This is a genomic window from Deltaproteobacteria bacterium HGW-Deltaproteobacteria-2 (assembly GCA_002840505.1).
In the GTDB taxonomy this organism is placed as follows: Bacteria; Desulfobacterota; Syntrophia; order Syntrophales; family Smithellaceae; genus Smithella.
In genome coordinates this window covers 117,225-137,754 of record PHBC01000005.1, presented here as the reverse complement: position 1 = coordinate 137,754, position 20,530 = coordinate 117,225, and the positions used below count along the sequence as shown (strand labels likewise).

General features: G+C 41.7%; 20 protein-coding genes, 2 tRNA genes and 1 other RNA gene. 4 read left to right on the top strand and 19 right to left on the bottom strand.

The annotated features are described in order from the left end of the window. From porD to CVU62_11225, 14 genes are all read right to left on the bottom strand, one after another. Positions 1–279, bottom strand: coding sequence for a pyruvate ferredoxin oxidoreductase (gene porD, locus CVU62_11290; protein ID PKN37180.1), 279 nt, complete (start codon positions 277–279; stop codon positions 1–3). A 9-nt stretch (positions 280–288) separates the two neighbouring features. Next, positions 289–837: a pyruvate synthase gene (locus CVU62_11285; protein ID PKN37179.1), complete on the bottom strand. Its 549-nt coding sequence runs from the start codon at positions 835–837 to the stop codon at positions 289–291. A 720-nt stretch (positions 838–1,557) separates the two neighbouring features. Further along, the gene (locus tag CVU62_11280) at positions 1,558–1,863 is read right to left on the bottom strand and encodes a hypothetical protein (GenBank protein PKN37178.1); all 306 of its coding nucleotides are present in this window, start codon (positions 1,861–1,863) and stop codon (positions 1,558–1,560) included. Between the two features lie 172 nt (positions 1,864–2,035). Next, positions 2,036–2,635: a recombination protein RecR gene (locus tag CVU62_11275; GenBank protein PKN37177.1), complete on the bottom strand. Its 600-nt coding sequence runs from the start codon at positions 2,633–2,635 to the stop codon at positions 2,036–2,038. Between the two features lie 58 nt (positions 2,636–2,693). Further along, positions 2,694–3,002 (bottom strand): YbaB/EbfC family nucleoid-associated protein, encoded by a 309-nt coding sequence (locus CVU62_11270; GenBank protein ID PKN37176.1) that lies wholly within the window; start codon positions 3,000–3,002, stop codon positions 2,694–2,696. A gap of 43 nt (positions 3,003–3,045) precedes the next feature. After that, positions 3,046–4,812: a DNA polymerase III subunit gamma/tau gene (locus CVU62_11265; protein PKN37175.1), complete on the bottom strand. Its 1,767-nt coding sequence runs from the start codon at positions 4,810–4,812 to the stop codon at positions 3,046–3,048. 126 nt (positions 4,813–4,938) lie between these two features. Then, positions 4,939–5,036: signal recognition particle sRNA small type (gene ffs, locus CVU62_11260), an RNA gene on the bottom strand. A gap of 113 nt (positions 5,037–5,149) precedes the next feature. Further along, entirely contained in the window at positions 5,150–5,674 is a 525-nt protein-coding gene (gene msrA / locus CVU62_11255) for a peptide-methionine (S)-S-oxide reductase (protein PKN37174.1), read from the bottom strand. A gap of 1 nt (position 5,675) precedes the next feature. Next, positions 5,676–6,035, bottom strand: coding sequence for a methionine sulfoxide reductase B (locus tag CVU62_11250; protein PKN37173.1), 360 nt, complete (start codon positions 6,033–6,035; stop codon positions 5,676–5,678). A gap of 154 nt (positions 6,036–6,189) precedes the next feature. Next, positions 6,190–6,283, bottom strand: a tRNA-Ser gene (locus tag CVU62_11245). A gap of 50 nt (positions 6,284–6,333) precedes the next feature. Beyond that, positions 6,334–6,428, bottom strand: a tRNA-Ser gene (locus CVU62_11240). Positions 6,429–6,437: 9 nt separating this feature from the next. Further along, positions 6,438–6,908 (bottom strand): tRNA adenosine(34) deaminase TadA, encoded by a 471-nt coding sequence (locus tag CVU62_11235; protein PKN37172.1) that lies wholly within the window; start codon positions 6,906–6,908, stop codon positions 6,438–6,440. 279 nt (positions 6,909–7,187) lie between these two features. Beyond that, positions 7,188–8,813 carry an MBL fold hydrolase gene (locus tag CVU62_11230; protein PKN37171.1) on the bottom strand — a complete coding sequence of 542 codons (1,626 nt, stop codon included), beginning with the start codon at positions 8,811–8,813 and terminating at the stop codon, positions 7,188–7,190. Positions 8,814–9,246: 433 nt separating this feature from the next. Next, a complete protein-coding gene (locus CVU62_11225; GenBank protein ID PKN37170.1) occupies positions 9,247–10,410 on the bottom strand; it encodes a hypothetical protein in 1,164 nt (387 codons plus the stop codon). 383 nt (positions 10,411–10,793) lie between these two features. On the opposite strand from CVU62_11225, the gene CVU62_11220 reads away from it, so the two are divergent. From CVU62_11220 to CVU62_11210, 3 genes are all read left to right on the top strand, one after another. Beyond that, a complete protein-coding gene (locus CVU62_11220) occupies positions 10,794–11,723 on the top strand; it encodes an ABC transporter (GenBank protein PKN37169.1) in 930 nt (309 codons plus the stop codon). Next, positions 11,720–12,499, top strand: coding sequence for an ABC transporter permease (locus CVU62_11215; protein PKN37168.1), 780 nt, complete (start codon positions 11,720–11,722; stop codon positions 12,497–12,499). The genes CVU62_11220 and CVU62_11215 overlap by 4 nt, the downstream gene beginning before the upstream one ends. A gap of 341 nt (positions 12,500–12,840) precedes the next feature. Next, positions 12,841–13,218 (top strand): RNA-binding protein, encoded by a 378-nt coding sequence (locus CVU62_11210; protein ID PKN37167.1) that lies wholly within the window; start codon positions 12,841–12,843, stop codon positions 13,216–13,218. A gap of 183 nt (positions 13,219–13,401) precedes the next feature. Here CVU62_11210 and CVU62_11205 read toward each other — a convergent pair whose 3' ends face one another. The 3 genes from CVU62_11205 to CVU62_11195 form a co-directional block, all read right to left on the bottom strand. Then, positions 13,402–14,016 carry a DUF2238 domain-containing protein gene (locus tag CVU62_11205; GenBank protein PKN37166.1) on the bottom strand — a complete coding sequence of 205 codons (615 nt, stop codon included), beginning with the start codon at positions 14,014–14,016 and terminating at the stop codon, positions 13,402–13,404. An 18-nt stretch (positions 14,017–14,034) separates the two neighbouring features. Next, on the bottom strand, positions 14,035–14,646 hold the full coding sequence (locus CVU62_11200) for a class I SAM-dependent methyltransferase (protein PKN37165.1): 612 nt from the start codon (positions 14,644–14,646) through the stop codon (positions 14,035–14,037). A 103-nt stretch (positions 14,647–14,749) separates the two neighbouring features. After that, the gene (locus CVU62_11195) at positions 14,750–16,084 is read right to left on the bottom strand and encodes an aminotransferase (GenBank protein PKN37164.1); all 1,335 of its coding nucleotides are present in this window, start codon (positions 16,082–16,084) and stop codon (positions 14,750–14,752) included. Positions 16,085–16,266: 182 nt separating this feature from the next. Between CVU62_11195 and CVU62_11190 the strand changes: the two genes are divergently transcribed. Next, positions 16,267–17,436 (top strand): 30S ribosomal protein S1, encoded by a 1,170-nt coding sequence (locus CVU62_11190; protein PKN37163.1) that lies wholly within the window; start codon positions 16,267–16,269, stop codon positions 17,434–17,436. Between the two features lie 205 nt (positions 17,437–17,641). On the opposite strand, the gene CVU62_11185 is transcribed toward CVU62_11190, so the two are convergent. Both CVU62_11185 and CVU62_11180 read right to left on the bottom strand, forming a co-directional pair. Continuing rightward, positions 17,642–19,783: a CoA-binding protein gene (locus CVU62_11185; protein ID PKN37162.1), complete on the bottom strand. Its 2,142-nt coding sequence runs from the start codon at positions 19,781–19,783 to the stop codon at positions 17,642–17,644. A 66-nt stretch (positions 19,784–19,849) separates the two neighbouring features. After that, positions 19,850–20,482 carry a hypothetical protein gene (locus CVU62_11180; protein PKN37161.1) on the bottom strand — a complete coding sequence of 211 codons (633 nt, stop codon included), beginning with the start codon at positions 20,480–20,482 and terminating at the stop codon, positions 19,850–19,852. Positions 20,483–20,530 lie beyond the last annotated feature (48 nt).

Sequence of the window (20,530 nt, the reverse complement as noted above, 5' to 3'; positions counted from 1 at the left end):
TTATCCCTCCTCTATCATTGCTATCGCGCGGGGCCAGCATTCATGCGCGCAAATGCCGCAGCCCTTGCAATAATCCATGTTTGCCACGAAAAAACCATCCTCGGTCTGCTGCACACATCCTTCAGGACAGAAAACATAACAAATACCGCATTTGATACACTTTTTATTGTCCCAGATCGGGCGTTGCGACCGCCAACTGCCCGTATGATATTCACTGGCGCTACCCGGCTCGGAAACAACACATCCAATGGGAAGCTCTCTCCATGTTTTCAATGCCATAAATACCCCTTAATTACTTATTTTAATTTCGTCGTAAGACCGTTTCATCGCGTTGAGATTCTTCTGGGCGATTCTGCCGAACCGGTGCTCCACCGATTCTTTCATGGCGTCGAGATCCATGACTCCGGTTACTTTCAACAATGCGCCGATCATGGTGGTGTTGGCAATGGGCACGCCCATTTCCTTGCGTGCGATACCTGTACCGTCCACGGTAGCCACCGTACCGCTGAAATTCAAATCCTTGCGGATTTCATCCGGCGATTTGGCCGTGTTGACAATCAATTTGCCGCCCGGTTTCAAACCGTCGAGAACATTGACCAGACCGATCAGACTGGCATCCAGAACCAGCACCACATCGGGCTCATATATGCCCGAACGAACATTGATTTTTTTATCGTTAATGCGGGTAAAAGCGGTAACAGGCGCTCCTCTTCTTTCCGGACCGAAGCTGGGAAAGCCCTGAGCGAATTTTCCGGCGGCGATTGCCGCCACAGCCAGCAATTCTACCGACGTAACCGCTCCTTGACCGCCGCGTCCATGCCATCTAACTTCTATCATTTACTTTAATCTCCTTATTTTTTGGAAAAAATGACTGTGATTCATAATATAGAAAAAAACTTCAGTCAATACCTTTTTGTCTATTATCCGGTCGATTGTTACATTCAAGAAATAAGCCACTTAGGCTGTGGAGAAAGATAAAAATAATAATTGCCTTGAAAATCATTGATTACCACAAGTGAAATCTTTGACCGTCAGTTTTTTTGTCGCTTCTTTTCTAAAATCTTCATGGTCAATTATTTCCAATTATGGGACATATTTGGACATCAACGGCGCGATGCCGCCAATGGTTCTATAATCACGGGTATGAATCTCTCAGCAAGTTGCGGGGTATTATACCCTCCGCTATGCGGGATTGTTCAACTTACCAATTCCATTGCGCTATGCTTTTGGAATTGGAGTTTCACAATAAATCGCCCTGTTTTTTTGGCTTCAATAACTTCAGACAACAATTGACTTTGCGAATCATTGTCTGAAATCCGTTTTTGATTAATTTCGGACTGAAAAAATCCATCCGGTAACTTGTGATGAGATGAGAGTGATGGAACCGATTATTTTTGGAGGAACCGGTTTGGGCGACGTCGTAAACGATCTAAAATTCACAACCGAACAAAACCATATCGCCCGCATGCAGCGACTTGATGACTTCTTACGTTAGAGGTATTTTAATTTTTCGTGTTTCCATAAAGTTAATTGTTGTCGTTTTTAGTTACTATAATGTTATATTTTACCACCGATAGCTAAATTAAAATTTACACCGATAATTAGCGCAAAAATTCCAAAGACAACAGTTAATAAAGCACACAAAACTAATATTAATAAATATCTAACGTAAATATTCTTAACATTTATAAACATGTTCTTGTTCAGATACAAAGAAGTTATAAAATAAACTACTAAAATTAACCTAAAAGTGTATTGTAACAAAAACTGTTGTCCAAATTTTTCAGTAATGAATACAAATATTAGCAATAATGTTAAACATACTAATACGACTGTAATATTTTTAAATAAATTACCTTGCATGAAAAAACTACCCTTCTAGTTAAGATGAAAATCTATGTTACGTTTTACGTTCTGGATTCCCGCTCACAGAGGCAAGGCGCGCGAATATTGAGGAATGAGGCCTACTTTTGCGTAGGCCGCAGTGACGAAAGATGAAGCGCAACGCTGCATATGGCTGTTTTAAAGCGCCATCCTACATGCCGCGACGAAATTCCAAGGACTTCGAAATCGACATCTTATCTATATATTTCAAGTCTCCGCCCATCGGCACACCAGTGGCAATACGCGTCAACTTGATATTTTTTTCTTTGAACATCCGGGTAAGCAACAACGCCGTGGACTCGCCTTGAACATTGGTATTTGTAGCTAGAATTATTTCCTTGACGCTGCCTTCATTAATCCGTTGGATAAGTTCACCTAACCGCAGATTATCCGGCCCGATTCCATCCAGAGGCGCCAGAACTCCGTGCAGCACATGATAAGTGCCATGATATCCTCCACATTCTTCAATCGCCGCCAGAGCATCCGGGTCTTCCACAACACAAATTACTTCTTTGTCCCTCGCCGTGTCGCGGCAGATATAACAGGTATCGTCTTCCGTCAGATTCAAGCAAATCCTGCAAAGCTTGATTTTTCTTTTTACCTCAACAATGCTTTCCGCCAATTTTTTTACATCATCTTCCGTAGACCGCAAAATATAATTGGCCAACCTCGCGGCCGTTTTTTCGCCAATACCGGGTAACTTACCCAATTCGGCAACAAGTTTTTTAATCGGTTGCGCATATGCTTTCATAAATGTACCTTATTACGCCAGTTCTAAATCAAAACGCTATCTTTGATTTAAAAACGGCTTATAGACCGGGGATATTCAATCCTCCGGTAATTTTCGCCATTTCCGAAGAAGACATCTCCTGAGCCTTGCGCACTCCCTCATTAACCGCGGCAGCGATTAAATCCTGCAGCATTTCTATGTCTTCGGGATTGACCACTTCCTTTTCGATCTTCAATGAAACAATTTCATACTTGCCGTTAACCACAACGCGTACCATACCGCCGCCGGCCTGAGCTTCGACGGTTTTCATCTCCAATTCCTTTTGCAGGTTAGCCATGCGCTCCTGCATTTTTTTTGCCTGCTTCATGATGGTGTTGAAATTTTGCACTCTATTGTCCTCCTATTTTGATGAACCTTTTCGAAATTGCCTTTTACGAATTTGCTTTTCCCGGCTGCACTCTTATTTCCACCACTTTGGCGTCAGAAAGTTCATCCATGATTTTTTGTAAAAGCGGTTGATTCATCGCTTCACGTTTTATTTCGTTTATACCATTGAGTTGTTTACGCCCGTTATTGCCGTTTGCATTACCATTTTCCACATCAATTGCTGTAATTTTTATTGCCACATTTTTTTGAAAAAATCCCCGGGCTATTTGTTCCAGTTTTTCTTTTTGCGTTGTTGTTCTCATCTCTTCCAAAAAAATATAGTTCTTCGGAAACCCCAGCGTCAGGCAATCGTTCTGATAACTTACAATTTCAGTGGTATCAATTTTTGCTCCCAGAATCGGGTTTTCCTTTTTGATAAATATTTTAAAATTGTCGCAGAGAAGCTTTAAATCATCCGAACAATTATTCGCACCGGAGGAATTATTTTCTTCATTTGCATCAACACCAGAATCGCTTTCCATATCATCTTTTGATGTTTCTTTTACCGGCTCATCCGGTGAAAGTTGAAACCCTATATTACTTGTTCTGGCAGTGTTATGTGCAAAAACCTGCGGCTCATTATTTTTACCGGCCACCGGCAAACCCCGATTAAGTCTTTGTTCGATATTTTCAATTGTCGAAATTATTTCACCAAGTGGGATTATCGGTTCCAGATAGGCCATTTTGACAATGATGGCTTCGAGTTTCATACGCGGTTCCTGACTGCGCAGAAAACTTGACTCTTCTGAGATCATAATTTCCACAAAGCGCTGTAGGGTTTCGCGTGCTATCGCCTGCACCTGATTTTTTAGCTTTTCAATTTGTTCCGGCGCGATATCAAAAGAAGAACTGCCATCAGCGGCAATTTTAATCAGAAGCAGATTTCTAAAATGCTTTAACAGTATCTGATAAAAATGCTTCATATCGATACCAGCCAGATATGCTTCTTCGATAATAATCAGGCAGGCACCGGCATTTCGCTGCAACACTGCTTCGGAAACACGGAAAAGATACTTTCGGTCAGCCAACCCCAAACTCTCTTCTACATCGTCATCCTTGATATCCATTCCGGCATAGGAAATAACCTGATCAAAAATACTTTGTGCGTCGCGCATACTACCGTCGCCCGCTTCAGCAATCCATAAAAGAGCGCTCGGACTGATTTTAATTCCTTCTTTGGCAGCAACCCCACCCAGATTCGCGGCAATTTCACTGAGAGATATTCTACGGAAATCGTAACATTGGCAGCGAGAGAGTATCGTCGCCGGAACTTTATGGTTTTCGGTTGTAGCAAAAATGAAAATCACGTGAGTCGGCGGTTCTTCCAGAGTTTTCAAAAGCGCATTGAATGCTTCACGCGTCAGCATATGCACTTCATCAATAATGTAAATTTTGTATTTTGAGGCAACCGGAGCAAACTTGACATTTTCCCGCAGCTCCCGGATTTCATCAATGCCACGGTTGGAAGCGCCGTCTATTTCCCGCACATCCAGTGAAGAGCCGTTAGTAATTTCACGGCAATTCGAGCAGATATTACAGGGCGTCGCCGTTGGTCCTTTTTCACAATTGAGCGATTTGGCCAGAATTCTGGCAACCGAGGTTTTGCCCACACCGCGCGGACCGCTGAATAAAAAGGCATGCGCCACACGACCCTGGCCAATGGAGTTGCGGAGTGTTTTGACAACATGCTCCTGACCGGCAACATCTTCAAATGTTTGCGGCCGGAATTTGCGGGCTAGGACTAGATATTCCAACTGAACTCCTGATGCCATTTTGCTTTCTTCGGTTAACTTTGTTGGCTTCGTCCTCGGCGTCCTCAACGTATTACTAATACGCCTGCGGCGCCTCGTCCTTGCCGCCTAGTTATCCTTTGAAATCAAAACGGCAGGTTAATTACTGGTGACCGGGTTTACCGCAACACATGGCGGACATTGCTACCGCTGCTTCCTTCCGGACCTGACGGGGTTCACAAGCCTCCGTTGCGCGGGACCCGGCCATATTTAATAATAACAAATAATACGTTGAGACTTTTAATAGATAAATGAACAGGAATCAACTCAAATTTTTCGCACTTAGTTATTGAGGGCGATGTTATTGTTTTTACAGAAATTATTTTATGGAATCAGAGAAGTCTTTCTCAATTTTTTCTATTTTCGGCGAAATAACTAGCTGACAATACGGCTGTCTTTTGTTCCGGTTGTAATAATCAAAATGGTAAGTTTCAGCCGGATAAAAATTTTTCAGCTTTTTCAATTGCGTGACGATCGGATCCTTGAAATCATTTTTAATCTTATCCAGATATTTTTTGATGATTTTTTTCTGCTCCGGTTCAGTCCAAAGAATTATCGAGCGATATTGCGTCCCTGCATCCATATCCTGTCTGTTTAAAGTTGTCGGATCATGTATGGAGAAAAACACATCTAAAATGTTTTCCAAATTTATTTTATCCGAGTCGTATTCCAGCCTGACGGTCTCGGCATGATCGGTTTCTCCTAAACAAACCTGTTCATAAGTCGGATCGGGAAAACTTCCGCCCGCATAGCCAGGCTCGACTTTGTGCACACCCTGAATTTTTTGAAAAACAGCTTCGATGCACCAAAAGCAGCCGCCACCCAAAACTATGATCTTAATCATATTATTTAGCCTTGAAGCTCAACGAGATTGAATTAACACAATGCCGGACATTCTTAGGCGTAAAGCCTTCGCCTTCGAAAACATGTCCCAAATGCGCTCCGCATTTTGCACATTGAATCGCGGTGCGCTCTCCGTCGTCGTCAGCAATACGTGAGACAGCGCCTGGAATCTCAGTATCAAAACTCGGCCACCCGCATCCGGAATTAAATTTGTCGTTTGATCGATATAAATCCGCTCCGCATCTCTTACAACGATAAGTACCCGGCCCAAAAATAATGCAGTATTCCCCTGAAAAAGGCATTTCCGTGCCTTTACGAACGATAACCTCTTCTTCTTCCGGGGTTAATTTTTTTTGCCGCATAAATATTGGAAATACCGTTTTTATTTTTTACAAAACATTTTACTTATAATGCTATTGATTTTTAAGAAATAAACAGTAAACGATTCAATTTTTTGCATTTAGTTGTTACAGAAGATTTCCAGCTGGGGAAATAATATATCTCAAAATAAAAAAATGGCGGAGAGAGCGGGATTTGAACCCGCGGTACACCTTTGGGGGCATACACACGATTTCCAGTCGTGCTCCTTCAGCCGCTCGGACATCTCTCCACAAATTTTCTTATAATTACAAAGAACATTAAAAAATAGCAAATATATTCTGGCGGAGAGAGGGGGATTCGAACCCCCGTGGGAGCTTTGTGGCCCCCAAATCGATTTCGAGTCGATCCCGTTACGACCACTTCGGTACCTCTCCGCACCGATATCAGTCGGGAGAGTCGGCTTTTATCCTCTTTTCCCGAAAAAATCTACTCAATATTTGCCCGCATTCTTCCCGTAATATTCCTTCTGTTATTTCCACATGATGATTCAATCTTTCATCATTCAGCACATTATATAATGAAACTACAGCACCGCATTTCGGATCGCGCGTCCCGAAAATGACGCGTGTCAGACGCGCCTGAACAATCGCGCCCGCGCACATTATACAGGGCTCAAGTGTAACGTAAAGTTCGGCACCGTCAAGCCGGTAATTCCCTATTTTTTCTCCCGCCTGTCTTAACACCAGCATCTCCGCGTGCGCTGAAGGGTCTTTATTCTCAATTGGTGAGTTATGCGCCCGTGCTAAAATATTACCTTTATGCACCAATACCGCCCCCACGGGAACTTCTCCGCAGCTATAAGCTTTTTGCGCTTCCTCCAGCGCTATTCTCATAAAATCATTATCTGTCTGCATTTTTATGCGATGAAAAGATTCCTGTTAATTTTTCTTAATGAAAGAGAGGCTGAATTTATTAGATTCAACATCTATCATAACGCTGATTTTGTAGCAAATGCCGGATATAATTTTGTTTGCACCCATGGACAAGGATAAGAAATTCGCAGCGGTAAAAAATAATTAAATTTGTTCCGTAGAGATCAATCTGATCAACCGGGCGTCTCCGCACATTTTTTACGCGGTAGAGACAATAATGTTTCTCTTCCATCCAGATATATAAATTCAACGCAGTTGAACTTATTTTCGCGCTGCAAGATCTCTGATTTTTATTTCGTCAATGCTAAGATTGGCCTGTTTAAGCAAATCAAGAAATTCAATCTGACGCGATTCAGGAAGAGATTGAATTTTTCCCATTTGATTGTTGATGTAATCAATTTTCGCTTTCAGGTCAGCAAGCAATGGAGCCAGATCAACCGGCTGTGGCGCGGCCTGCGGTGGTTTTAATTCTTCCGGTTGAGCACCGGCTTTAATTTTGATTTCTTCCAGATATTCGGGGATTGTCACATCAAAACCCAATTTTTGCCGGATTAACGAAGCAAGCATATCCTGCGCGCCGGTTTCACCGTGCACCAAAAACACCGGCATTTTTTTGTTCTGAAAATGTTTCAGCCAATCCAGGAGCTGACTTTGTCCGGCGTGGGCGGAAAAACCACCGATGGTCCATATTTTGGCGTTTACGGCAATATCTTCATTGAAGATGCGGACTTTTTTCGCACCTTCGACGATTTTACGGCCTGGAGTTCCCTGTGCCTGAAAACCGACAAAAACAATACTCGCACCGGAGCGCCACAAATTATGTCGCAGATGATGTTTGATTCTTCCGGCGTTGGCCATACCGCTCGCTGAAATAACAATTGCCGAACCTTTCATCTCATTTATTTGCATGGATTGTTCGGTTGATGATGAAAACTGGAGTTGCGGAAGATCCAGCGGGTCGTCGCCGTTTTTCAAAAGACTTTGTGTTTCGTTATCCAGATATGAGCGGTATTTTCTAAATATTTCTGTTGATTTTATGGCTAGGGGACTGTCTAGAATTACAGGTATATCTTTAGGCATTCTCCCGTCACGGTTGAGAAGATAAAGCGAATAAAGCATTTCCTGAGTTCGCTCTACGGCGAAAGCGGGAATGATGATCTTCTCACCTCTGGAGTAACTGTACTGAATCGCTTCGGCCATTTCATTTAAGCTGTCCTCTTCGCCTTTATGATCGCGGTCTCCGTAAGTTGATTCCATAAAAAGGTAATCTGCTTCACTGATATTAACGGGATCTTTCATCAATAACTGATGGCGGCGGCCGATATCGCCGGAGAAAACCAGTTTTGTGGATGACCCGTTTTCTTCGATGAATAATTCCAGGATAGCCGCGCCCAATATGTGGCCGGCATCCTGAAAGTTGGCTTTTATTCCGTTACCGGGAGTGAAACCTTCATTGTATCGTTTTGTTTTAATTAACGGACAGACGGCTTCCGCGTCTTTTGTCGTATAAAGCGGCGTAATCTTTTCAGATTTACCATAGCGCTGCATTCTTCTCATTTTCGAGGTCGCATCAGTTTCCTGAATATGGGCGCTGTCCAAAAGCAGTATTTTGATTAGGTCTCCCGTCGGCTCTGTCGCGTAAACAGTACCGCGAAATCCATTTTGCACCATGCGGGGAAGCAATCCCGAATGATCAATGTGAGCATGAGTGATAAGAAAAAAATCAATATGCTTTGGATCGTATACATCTATGTCCCGGTTACGTTTTTCCATTTCGTCGCCGCCCTGATGCATACCGCAGTCAACAGCGAATCTTGCTTTATCAGTTTCGATAATAAAGCAAGAGCCGGTAACTTCTCTTGCCGCTCCGGCAAATTTAATTTTCATTAGAAATCCTTTTTAATAAATTTAGCTTTAGTCAATATCCGTTGCGGTCAAACTTCCAAAAAACTTAAAAACACTAATCTATATCCTTTATTTATTCAGGAGGGAAAAGGTAATATTTTGGAAATAACCGCCGATAAAACAGGCTTGCCGCTTGTCTTTCCTGCCGCTTACAGACTTGCTTTAGCCGCTTTCTTTAATTTCTTGGCTTCTTTTTTTTCTTTCGCGGACTTCACCGGTTTCTTCTTCGCGTCTTTTTTCACATCTTTCGATTTACCCATAATCTGTCCCTCCAATTTTATAAGTTAAGATTCAGCAAAACATTATTTTCAGATATAAGTCTCAAATGAATATAATAGAAGGAAGGTATTTCGTCAAACATAAATTAGTGTAAAATTTGGTAATGGGTCAGTTTGAGGGGAAATAAATTATATTATTAAATATTGTAACTAATAGAATCTAAAATTTTAAAACTTGCTTCTATAAAAGTTTCATTTTCAATTTCTTCTAAATTTATTAATCCTTCTTCTATCATTTTTTTATAATCTCTAAACTTTGTACTCGGATTCTTTTTAGTGTAAAGAGCTTGTATTTCGGGTAAGTCGTTAAATTTCTTTATTTGAATTTTACCTGTTCCTATTAAAATATTTATTACACTAATAATTCTTTTATTTTTTTTATCTCTGAATAAATATTGCACATAATCTTTTAACATCAATCGCTTCATTTTTGTAAGAACCTTGTCTTTGATTTTTTTAATTTCTTCCTTGTAGCCATCTAGTCCCCACAATATAAAAGCAGTTGGTTCTGATGTTTCTCGAATATTATCAAGATAGGTAATATATTGATCTCGGTGAGAACTCCAAAAATTAGCTAAAGACCAAAAACAATAATTATTAATACCCTGCGCATTTAAGATAAGAGCTTCTAGTGCTCGCGCTGTTCGTCCATTGCCATCTCCAAAAGGATGAATTTCCGACAAATAGTAATGAGCCATAATTGCTTTAACAAATATATGATGGCTTAATATTCCGTCACTTTTATTATTTAGCCAGCTTATAAAATTTCTCATAGCATCTTCTATTTCGCTTTGCGTTCTGCATAAACTCTCTTTTCTTGGTACTCCAAAGGTAGCAATAAAGTTACTTCTGTATTGCCCGGGTGTATTAGAAAGATAATTCATGTCAGCGGTAAAATAACTATGTAGTTGCTTTATTAATGATTCAGAATATTCAAATCCAGTTGAATTATTTTTTACAAATTCTTTTATAAATGAATAAACCTTCCTTGAGTTTTCAGCCTCTTGCTCGTTTCTTTTTAATGCTTCACCAAGATCAGCCTTCCTAAAAGTCTCCTCAATTTCTTCTTTATCAAGGACGGTTCCTTCTATTGAGAGTGTTGCACCAATAGCCGAAATAAGTTCACCCCTAATAATCTTATCTGTAGAACCGGGAAAAGATGGCAAATCTTTGATAAACTGATCTATTTTTTCAATTTCATTGATAGTTGAATAAAATTTCTTAATTGTTTCCACGGATGATTCTTTTTCTATTTCTTCAACTAAATCAAATTTTGTAAGTCTGTTACAGTCTAATTTCATATATTCTTCTTAAATGCTTTTATGGTAGACTTATACCACACCCTAAAGAAAAAAGCAAGCATAAATGCAATGTGTAATGTAATTATATATACTAAACATATAATATACTTATATCATATATATACCATATAATGCAATACATAATGCAATACATAATGCAATCATTAATTAAACATATTAAAGCAACAATGAAACTATTGCTTCTAAACTTCACACATGAGCTGTAATCCCTGCTTCCATTGCAGGAACTACTCTTAAACTTTTTATGTATTCGGCAAAAATTATAATGCATAAAATGTAAAGCTATTTCCGCCTAAAATTTCTTTTTGTTGACAATGTTTCGGTGATTAACGTAACTTTACATCAATAAATGTGAGAAAAATATGTCAAGCATTAATGAAATCCAGCCGGTGATAGCCGCCTGCAATATAAAAAAATCTTTTGGTGCTTTTACCGCGGTAGATGACATTTCCTTTTCCGTTGATAAAGGAATGTGCTTTGGCATTCTGGGACCTAACGGCGCCGGCAAGACCTCCACCATCAGGATGATCTATGGTTTTTCGCCGCTTACTTCCGGAGATATTTTTGTTTTCGGACTGGACATAAAAAAACTATACAGAAAAATCAAAGCCCGTATTGGCGTCTGCCAGCAGGATAATACTCTTGATCCTGATCTGACGGTGATACAGAATTTTGAAGTTTTCGCCCGTTATTTCAACATCGATAGAAAAACAGCGCTGGAAAGAGCCTCTTCCTTATTAAAATTTTTCGCTTTGGAACAACGCCGGGGGGCGCGCGCTACGGAGCTCTCCGGAGGAATGGTGCGCCGGCTGGTCATTGCCCGCGCCTTGATCAATCAGCCTGATCTTTTGATTTTGGATGAACCAACAACAGGACTCGATCCGCAGTCGCGCCATCAGGTCTGGGAAAGGTTGGAGAATCTGAAAAAGCAGGGCATGACTATTTTACTGACGACGCACTACATGGATGAGGCTGAGCGCCTTTGCGATAACCTGGTAATCATGGATCATGGCAAAATTTTGGCGCAGGGATCCCCTCAATCACTGATCAGCGAATACACGGGAGAAAATATTATTGAAGTCGCCGAACCGGAAGATGATTTGCGCACGTTTTCCCGCGAAAAGAAAGTCAGGCAGGAAGATTTGGGACATCGTCTGATTATTTACGCTGAAAACGGACATGAGCTTTATCAGGAAATTTGCGGCCGCTTTGCTCATAAAAGCTGTATATTGCGTTCAGCAACTCTCGAAGATGTTTTTTTGAAATTAACAGGAAGGGAGTTGCGCGAATGAACGTTAATATCTCCACCCGATTCATTCGAATATGGCAGCGCAATCTTACAGTGTACAAAGAAAGCTGGAAAGTAAACTTTCTGCCGCCGCTTCTGGAGCCGCTTTTCTATCTTCTGGCTTTCGGTATCGGTTTCAGCGGTATGATTGACTCTGTCAGTTATGCCGCTCAGGAAGTTTCTTACGTGCGTTTCATTGCGCCCTCGCTAGTGGCGATTAATATTATGAACAACGCTTTTTTCGAAAATACTTTCGGTTCCTTTGTGCGTATGTACTACCAGAAAACGTTTGACGCCATGATGGCCACTCCGCTCAACGCCGAAGAAATCATCACCGGTGAAATAGTCTGGGGAGCGACAAAAGCGGCAATTGGAACAGTTATAATGCTGATTGTAATAAGTTTTTTCGGATTGGTCAGTTATCCGGCAGGACTTTTAATTGTGTTTGCGGCATTTCTGGGCGGTATTGCCTTTGGTTCGGTGGCCATGATATTCACCGGCATAGTAGCAAGAATAGAGCTGTTTAACCTGCCGATATTTTTATTCATTACACCCATGTTTCTTTTCAGCGGTACATTTTTCCCGATAACCGGCCTGCCCCTCTGGGCGCAATATTTCGCTCTTTTATTACCGCTTACCCATCTGGTCAATCTTGTCAGAGCACTTAGTTTCGGCTTGTTTAATTCAGAGGCATTGATAGGTTTATGCTATCTGATTGTTTTCTGTCTCATCATGTTTCCCATTGCTATCTTCAAAATGCACCGCAGACTGATTAAATAATATCTGATCCCGCGGCAAAATAAAAAGGGAAATATTGCTTGACTAATAACCGGCAATATGAACAAGTAAAAAGACGAGCAAAATTAAGTGTGTTTATATTATGGAATGATAGATCTTTCTTAATAAATGAGACACAACCACCAAAGCTCCAAAGAGCATGGTGGTTTTTCGCTTTAAGCGGCAAAGAGCTTTTTTTAAAAAGCTCTGGAGGTAAGGCATACAAGCCCCTCACTTTTTCCTTCCTTCTCAACTAGGAGACGGATGGGGGTGATTTTGATGCTTTGTGGGGCCCCATCGGGGAAAGAAAGAATTAGAAGTAATTAACAAGAAAGGGGATTAAAATGAACAAAAATTTGTATGTCGGCAACCTGTCTTATAAAATCACAGACGAAGATCTTAAATCAAACTTTTCCGAGGCAGGAGAAGTTGAATCCGCAACGATCATTAAAGACAAGTTTACAGGGCAATCCAAAGGATTCGGTTTTGTCGAAATGAAAACAGAAGAAGGCGCGGCGGAAGCCATCAAGAAATTCAATGGTGGAATGCTTGACGGTAAGGCAATCACCGTTAACGAAGCAAGGCCAAAGAAAGATTTTGGCGCCGGCGGTGGTGGCCCCAGAGGCGGCGGTAATCGCGGCGGCGGCGGCGGATTTAACAGAGGTCCGAGAGGCGGCGGCGGCGGTGGAAACCGTGGCGGCGGCGGCGGTGGCCGTTACTAGTTAATGACACTCGCTGACTATAGGAAGCGTAAGTGGAATTAATCCCGATAACGAAGTGTATTGGGGAATTAACTAAAAAAATAAAATTACTTAATAAAGAGCGGACGGTTATTTTACAAAACCTTCCGCTCTTGTGTTTTTAAATGTAGATTTCAACCGTCTAAAAAGATTTTAAAAAAATCGTTACGCGCCGATTTTTGACAGATATTTGTTATGCAGCTTCGCAAGCAGGACAAGCGCAACAATCGAACCTATCAGGCACCAGAACATATCGGTTTGCGTATCCCAGATATAACCCTGTGTTCCCAGAAAAGCTTCCGTGTCCGCAGGATTGGAAAGGGAAGCCAGCCATTCAATAATTTCATAGAGTGCTGAAAAAGCAAGGGGCACGGCTATAGATATGAACCCAAGCCACTTGCCGCGCCTGAGCGGCGATGTCCGTGCAAGAATTTCACGCGTATATATGGCCGGACCGAAACCTTGCATGAAGTGTCCGATTTTATCATAATTGTTGCGAGTCCAACCAAACCAGTCTTCCATCCAAAAACCCAGCGGCACTTTGGCGTAGGAATAATGACCGCCCAGCATCAGAATCATCGCGTGGATGGCGATGATCGAATATGTAATAGTGGTTAGTGGAAATCTTTTATAGGTGAGCAACATAATAGGCAGAGCAATCATTACCGGAAAGGTTTCCAGAATCCAGGTAAGACGTGTATCGTGCGGCTCTATTCCTGACCAAATCCAAAAGGCCAATGTTATTATTAGCAGAAGAATATGATACTGTTTCGATGACATCCTACACCATTTCTTAATTTACTTGCTCACGGTAACCCAAAGAAACGTTTCTCCGCCGATTCCACGGTAAATTTTTGATTCTATATTAAAGCCGATTTCTTCCAGATCAGCGTAAAGCTTTTCGGGATTTTTGTGGCTGTAATAAAGCTTTTGTCCCATGAATTCCTTGTAACCGTCAAATTCGATTTGACCGGTATATTCTTTTGTCGCGTAAGTGAATAGCACTTTCCCTTGCGGGCCAAGCCATTGATATAATTTTTCAAACAAGGCATAATGATCAACGCTGGGAACATGAAACATACTGTAAATCGCAGTGATGGCGTCAAACTGATTTGTCTCAAATTCAATTGCCCGCACATCGGCTTTGATAGTTTTCATCTCCGGAACATATTTCGAGGCAAGCGCAAGCATTTTTCCGGAGAAATCTACACCTGTAACTTTCCAACCGCGATCAATAAATAATCGGGGAAACGGCTCGCCGGCGCCGCAGCCCAGATCAAGCAAGTTACCCTTTTGGGGTCCCAGCCGCTCATAAAAAGAATTGAAGACTTCCGTCATGTCAAAAAGTCCACGGTTCTTCTCATACGTTTGGGCAAATTTATCGTAGATTTTTTGCAGAGAAATATTCATGGCATTACATTTATTCTGCCGGCAAATAATAAGAAAATGTCATTTTGTTCAGTGCAAAATATTTTTAAGGAAATTCTTTCAAATGTTATTTGGGAAAGGTTCCTTAAGATAAATTTATCGCTGTCTGAATGCTTTTGTTGGACGAATTAGTGTATTCGGTAAATTTTTCGGCGATGGTTTTTATCACATATTCGAATTCCGCTTCGTCTTTGTCCAATAACGTCATGCGGAACCCGAGCAAAGAAGTAAAGAAAGATGTCAGAGGAACCACGCAAATTCCGGTTGCCGCCAGAAGATAATAAACGAATCTCTTATCGTGTTCTATAGGGTCCTTGACCAGATTCTCCACGAATTCCCTTATTTCCTTGTTTTTAATATGAAGACTCTGATTGCCGTTAAGACCGGATTCATTGAAAACAATGGTCATATAAAACGCGCCGTTGGTTTTATTGACCATCAGGCAGGGAACGTCTTTTAAAATGTCATAAGCAATATGCGAAAGTTTCTCATAGTGCTTTTTACGTTCATCCAGGTAATTCTGATATTTCGGATGCGTCATTATTCTGGGAATCGCCAGTTGCGGAAGGGTTGTTGAACAAACCTCCGACATTTTCTGATGCAGTATAGTGTTAATGAAACGATCGAAAATAGGATCCTTACCGGCGTTGTATACTTCCATCCAGCCGCAGCGGGAACCAGGCCAGGGCAGTTCCTTGGAAATCCCCTTCATACTGATTGCTGGAACATCGCCGACAATATCAGAAAGCGGCACAGTCTTTTTACCGTTGAAAACAATATTAATGTAGGTTTCGTCAAAGACAAGGAAAAGATCGTTCTCTTTTGCAATGCGTACGACTTGCTTCAGCGTTTCTTCCGGATAAACAAATCCTGTTGGATTGTCGGGATTAATAACCAGAATTCCCACAATAGCCCTGTGGCTTCTTACTTTCTGTTCCAGCTCCCGCATATCCGGAGACCAGCCGTTATAGGGATTTAAACGGTAGGTATTGGGCGGAAAAGAAGCATGCAAAACCTCCGCCATGAAATGAGTAGAATAGGTTGGTTCCGGCATAATCATACGGGCATCAACCTGAATGGAACTGTAAGCGCGTGCAATGGCATCTCCCAGACCGTTGAAGAAGATTATATCTTCCGGAGTAATTTGTACCTTGCCACGCCCGTTGAGACGGTCGGCAAGAAATTTTCTTGTGGAGTCCACGCCTTTTGTTGGTGAATAAGCAAAAGATGCATCATCTTTAATTATCTCAGTAAGAACTTCTTTCATCCAGTCGGGAATTTTTTCTCCCTTTTGTACCGGATCGCCGATATTCTCCCAGATTACATTAACTCCCAATTCCTTGAGCTTATTAGCAATAAGAACTATATTACGGATTTCATAAGTAAGCCCGCTGCCGCCGCGGGAAATTTCAAAACGCATAAGTATTTTAACCCCTTAGATGTTAAGTTTTATTTCATAGTACATATTTGTTTAAATTTCCAGATTTTTTTAATTATTTAGAAAATTTTCCGAAGACAAATTATATTTTTTGTGTTATCGGAGGGCCGCGTTATGCAAGGTGGCGCTTTCACGCTTAATCATAAACAGATAAGAGGAATAAAATGGAAGAAACAAAAAGCTTTTCGGAATTACTTAACGAAACAAATCTTATGCCCCAGCATTTTTCAGTGGGCGAAAAGATCAATACAACCATCGTAAAAATTACAGCCGAATGGATATTTCTTGATTTGGGAGCGAAAAGCGAAGGTTACCTTGATAAAAAAGAGCTTATGGATGAAGAGGGCAACCTCACCGCAAAAGAAGGAGATTCCATTACGGCTTATTTTGTTTCTTCACGTCACGGTGAAAAACTTTTTACCACCAAATTGCTGACCAGCAAAAGTGTAGACGATTTCCTATTTAAAGCCTACGAAACTCAAATTCCCATGGAAGCAACTGTAGAGAAGGAAATTAAAGGCGGCTTCTCTGTTAAAATAAACGCGAATGTCAGCGGTTTTTGTCCTTACTCGCAGATGGATACGAAAAAAATAGATGATGTCGCCGCTTATGTCGGCAAGAAATTTGAATTTGTCGTTGCCGAATATTCGGAAAACGGACGCAATATAATCCTGTCGCGCCGTCCTCTTCTCGAAAAAATAGAACAAGAGAAAAAAGGTGCGCTCAAGGAGTCTCTGAAAAAGGGAATGAGCGTGAGCGGCGTGGTCGCCAGCGTGCAGAAATTCGGCGCGTTTATTGATCTTGGCGGGATTCAGGCTCTGCTGCCTGTTTCGGAAATGGGTTGGAGCAGAGTTGAAGATCCCAAAGTACTTTATTCTCCCGGCGACAAGGTTGAGGCTGTTATAATTAATCTTGACTGGGAAAGTAATCGCATCACCTTATCTGCCAAAGCAACTTTACCTAATCCGTGGGAGGAGGTTGTTAGAAAGTACGCCGAAGGAAGCATGCTGAAAGGCAAGGTTTCAAATCTGACCAATTTCGGAGCTTTTATTACGATAGAGGCCGGAGTGGAAGGGCTTCTGCACATTTCCAAGCTGGCGCGCGGTAAAAAGATTAAACATGCCGGTGATGTTCTGAAAGCCGGTGAAGAGATAGAAGTTAAGATTGAAAAGATCGACCGGGAAAATAAAAAAATTTCATTGGATCTGGCCGGAAGCGATAAGGATACTTCTGCTACGGGCGATGAAGATGACTTCCGTAATTATATCGCCAAATCGCCGAAAGCCATGGGCACCCTGGGCGATATGTTTAATAAAAAATCAGGCAAGAAATAACGCATTCGTTGCTCTCCCAAAATCCATTTGAGCGGCCATTTAAGCGTTTTGGCTTTAAATCTTGGCGAAGCTTAAGAGAAGGGATTACAATTGTTTGAGCCAAAGGCGAGTTTTGTAATCGCCTTAAGCGAGGCTTAGATTTACCCAAAACGATTTATGCTTAAGCGAAAATGACTTTTGGGCAACTTTTCTCATAGTAATTTTTCTACAGCACAATCAAAGCATCGGCAACAACCGGTTGGGCCCCACTGATGAGAATCGGATTAAGATCGATTTCAGATATTTCGGGATGCAGCAAAGCAACATTACCCAACGCTTGAATTATTTGAGAGAGCTTGTCTAATCTGACTTTCGGCATGCCCCTAAACTCATCCAGTAGGTCCTTAGCACGGATATCAGCGAACATCTCCTGAGTGTCGGCATCGCCTAGAGGCGCCAGGCGCAGAGTTGTATCTTTGTAGATTTCAGTAAAAACTCCGCCGAGGCCGAAAATAACGCATGGACCGAATCCGGCAAAACGTGTCATGCCGGCCATAAATTCCCTGTTACCTTTCAGCATTTCCTGAATCAGCACTGGTACGTTTCTTCCCGCATTTTTTTGAATATTCTGAAATTCAGCTTTCAGTACGGTTTCGTTTTCCACATTCAAAGCAATAAGACCTTTACCGCTCTTGTGCATGATTTCCCAACTGCAGGCTTTCATCGCTACCGGGTAGCCGATCTTCGTTGCCGCAGCAAGAGCATCTTCCTCTGTTGCGGCCAATGCTTCTTTTGTCACAGCTACGCCATAGGAGGAAAGTAATTTTTTAGCCGCATATTCATCCAGAGCTTTTTGACCATTTGCTTGTGCCTGTTGAATTAAATCGCAAGCAAGTCCGCGCACCGCCGGAAGATCGATTTTACAAACCGGTTGGCGTTCTTTTATTTCTTTGTAGCGATAAAGAGACCCCAATGCCCGTGCGGTATTTTCCGGACAATAAAAAATCGGCGTGTTTGTATCACGATAACCTGTTGTATAATTATCTTCCCAATCAAAGAAAGTAGATATTAGCATCGGCATTTGATACTTATGAGGCAGTTCAAATGCTCCGGGTACAATGGGTTGACCAAATTTTAAAAATTCTTCCAGTGAAATATTTCCCGCCAGTTCCTTAAAGTGGATATAAATTTCGCGCATGTAACCGCTCATCATTACACCATGAAGGACAAGAGCATCCACTTCGCCGCTTTTTATCATAATTTCCGGCAGGGTTACCGTAAGGTTTTTCATACTCAAATCGAAAGTCATATCGACGGGATTGGCGGAGGACGCATGCGGTTCAATATGTTTTCTAATTTCTTTTTGCAAACCATCTGAAAAACGGGGAACTTCCAGACCGACAGAATCGCAGGTATAAGAAATGGCTGTTGAAGGGCCGCCGGAGTTGGTTATTACACCGACGCGTTTGCCTCGCATCTGCGGCTGTGTTGCCAGCGTCCAGCCATGCGAGTAAAGATCTTCAACAGAGTATACCCGAATTATGCCCGCTTGTTTAAAAATACCACTGAAGAGGAAATCAGGACCGGTCATTGCTCCTGTGTGGCTGAGGATCGCGCGCGCGCCGGAGGCTGAACCACCTACGTATTGCGCCACTATTGGTTTATGCGGTGTGATCTTGCGGGCAACTTCCAAAAATCTTTGCCCTTCGCGGATTCCTTCTATGTAAAGCATGATGGCTTTAGTTTGTTCATCTTCTCCTAAATATTCCAGAGCATCAACAATATTTATATTGGCTTCGTTGCCCAGACTGATAGCTTTGCTAAAGCGATATCCCCTTTTTTTCATGTACGGCAGAACCTGACTAACATAAGTACCGCTTTGAGAAGCAAAACCCAGCAAACCAGGTTCTTTGACCATAGGCAACACCGTTGTGTTTAACGCAATTTGAGAGTTGATTACTCCCATACAGTTGGGACCGACAAAACGCATCCCGTAGCGCCCGGCTATTTCACCGATTTTCTTTTCCATTTCCCGTCCTGTCGCACCTGTTTCCTTGAAGCCGGCAGTTATAATTATTGCCCTCTTCGTGCCGATTTTGCCGAAACTCTCCAAAACATGAATGATGGATTTTGCGGGAACTATCAGCATTGCCAAATCAGGAATTTCGGGCAAATCCTGTACAGAGGCGTAAGCTTTAAGTCCTAAGACTGTTTCTTCTTTGGGATGCACCGGAAAAATTTTCCCCTCATAGCCTTGCTTCAAAACATTAAGCGCCATTACCGTGCCCATTTTTGATGGACTATTGTTTGCTCCTACAACTGCGATAGATCGCGGATTCATAAGTAAATGAAGTGGATTTTCAGACATTATTAGATCTCCTTTATCGTCCTGTCGGCTATTGCATCTTAGTTTGTTATAAGCCGTTCAATAAAATTATTTGCCGGTAGCCGCAACACAACTTTCACTGTGTTTTCGTAAAGCATCTTGAATAAAAATCGCACCACCTTCAGACAGCATCCTGATAATATAATTATCCTGATTGTTTTTTATGTATCCGGAAAAAACCATAACAGCAAATCCGTGCGTATATATCCAGCTTCTTTTCAACAGGGACTTTCTTTCTTTATGCGAAAGCTCCTTAAGGCAAGGTACCTTTAGCATCTCTTTGTCTATTTTTTTCAGCATTTCATCGATTATTACGCTAGCATCATTATCTTCGAGAAATATGACCTTGAAAAATTCCTTATGATCCCTTGCATACAAAACATATCCCACGCCGGTATTCAGGAAAGCATTTTTTGTGTAGTGTCGCGTGACATAATCATAGAGAAGATCAACGGTTTTTTGCAGTACCGACTTTTTAAGCTCAGCCATTGAATGAAAATGTTCGTATACAGGCCTCGTTGATGAACTCAATTTCCTTGCAACTTCTCGGGCGCTCAGTTGTTTGAATCCCTTTTCTCTGACAATGCCAAGGGAAGAATCAATAATATCTGATTTATTAAAAATCATTTTTGGCGGCATGTAATCTCCATCATGTTTCAAATTACATTTGTAATGTAACATATGTTACTTATAAAGTCAATTTTTGTTAAAATAATTTACCGCGACTCT

Coding starts and splice junctions, on each gene's coding strand:
- CVU62_11195 (PKN37164.1), bottom strand. CDS start 16,084: ATGCGTTTTGAAATTTCCCGCGGCGGCAGCGGGCTTACTTATGAAATC.
- porD (PKN37180.1), bottom strand. CDS start 279: ATGGCATTGAAAACATGGAGAGAGCTTCCCATTGGATGTGTTGTTTCC.
- msrA (PKN37174.1), bottom strand. CDS start 5,674: ATGATTAAGATCATAGTTTTGGGTGGCGGCTGCTTTTGGTGCATCGAA.
- CVU62_11220 (PKN37169.1), top strand. CDS start 10,794: ATGTCAAGCATTAATGAAATCCAGCCGGTGATAGCCGCCTGCAATATA.
- CVU62_11215 (PKN37168.1), top strand. CDS start 11,720: ATGAACGTTAATATCTCCACCCGATTCATTCGAATATGGCAGCGCAAT.
- CVU62_11225 (PKN37170.1), bottom strand. CDS start 10,410: ATGAAATTAGACTGTAACAGACTTACAAAATTTGATTTAGTTGAAGAA.
- CVU62_11185 (PKN37162.1), bottom strand. CDS start 19,783: ATGTCTGAAAATCCACTTCATTTACTTATGAATCCGCGATCTATCGCA.
- CVU62_11285 (PKN37179.1), bottom strand. CDS start 837: ATGATAGAAGTTAGATGGCATGGACGCGGCGGTCAAGGAGCGGTTACG.
- CVU62_11280 (PKN37178.1), bottom strand. CDS start 1,863: ATGCAAGGTAATTTATTTAAAAATATTACAGTCGTATTAGTATGTTTA.
- CVU62_11230 (PKN37171.1), bottom strand. CDS start 8,813: ATGAAAATTAAATTTGCCGGAGCGGCAAGAGAAGTTACCGGCTCTTGC.
- CVU62_11265 (PKN37175.1), bottom strand. CDS start 4,812: ATGGCATCAGGAGTTCAGTTGGAATATCTAGTCCTAGCCCGCAAATTC.
- CVU62_11235 (PKN37172.1), bottom strand. CDS start 6,908: ATGCAGACAGATAATGATTTTATGAGAATAGCGCTGGAGGAAGCGCAA.
- CVU62_11250 (PKN37173.1), bottom strand. CDS start 6,035: ATGCGGCAAAAAAAATTAACCCCGGAAGAAGAAGAGGTTATCGTTCGT.
- CVU62_11180 (PKN37161.1), bottom strand. CDS start 20,482: ATGTTACATTACAAATGTAATTTGAAACATGATGGAGATTACATGCCG.
- CVU62_11275 (PKN37177.1), bottom strand. CDS start 2,635: ATGAAAGCATATGCGCAACCGATTAAAAAACTTGTTGCCGAATTGGGT.
- CVU62_11210 (PKN37167.1), top strand. CDS start 12,841: ATGAACAAAAATTTGTATGTCGGCAACCTGTCTTATAAAATCACAGAC.
- CVU62_11190 (PKN37163.1), top strand. CDS start 16,267: ATGGAAGAAACAAAAAGCTTTTCGGAATTACTTAACGAAACAAATCTT.
- CVU62_11205 (PKN37166.1), bottom strand. CDS start 14,016: ATGTCATCGAAACAGTATCATATTCTTCTGCTAATAATAACATTGGCC.
- CVU62_11200 (PKN37165.1), bottom strand. CDS start 14,646: ATGAATATTTCTCTGCAAAAAATCTACGATAAATTTGCCCAAACGTAT.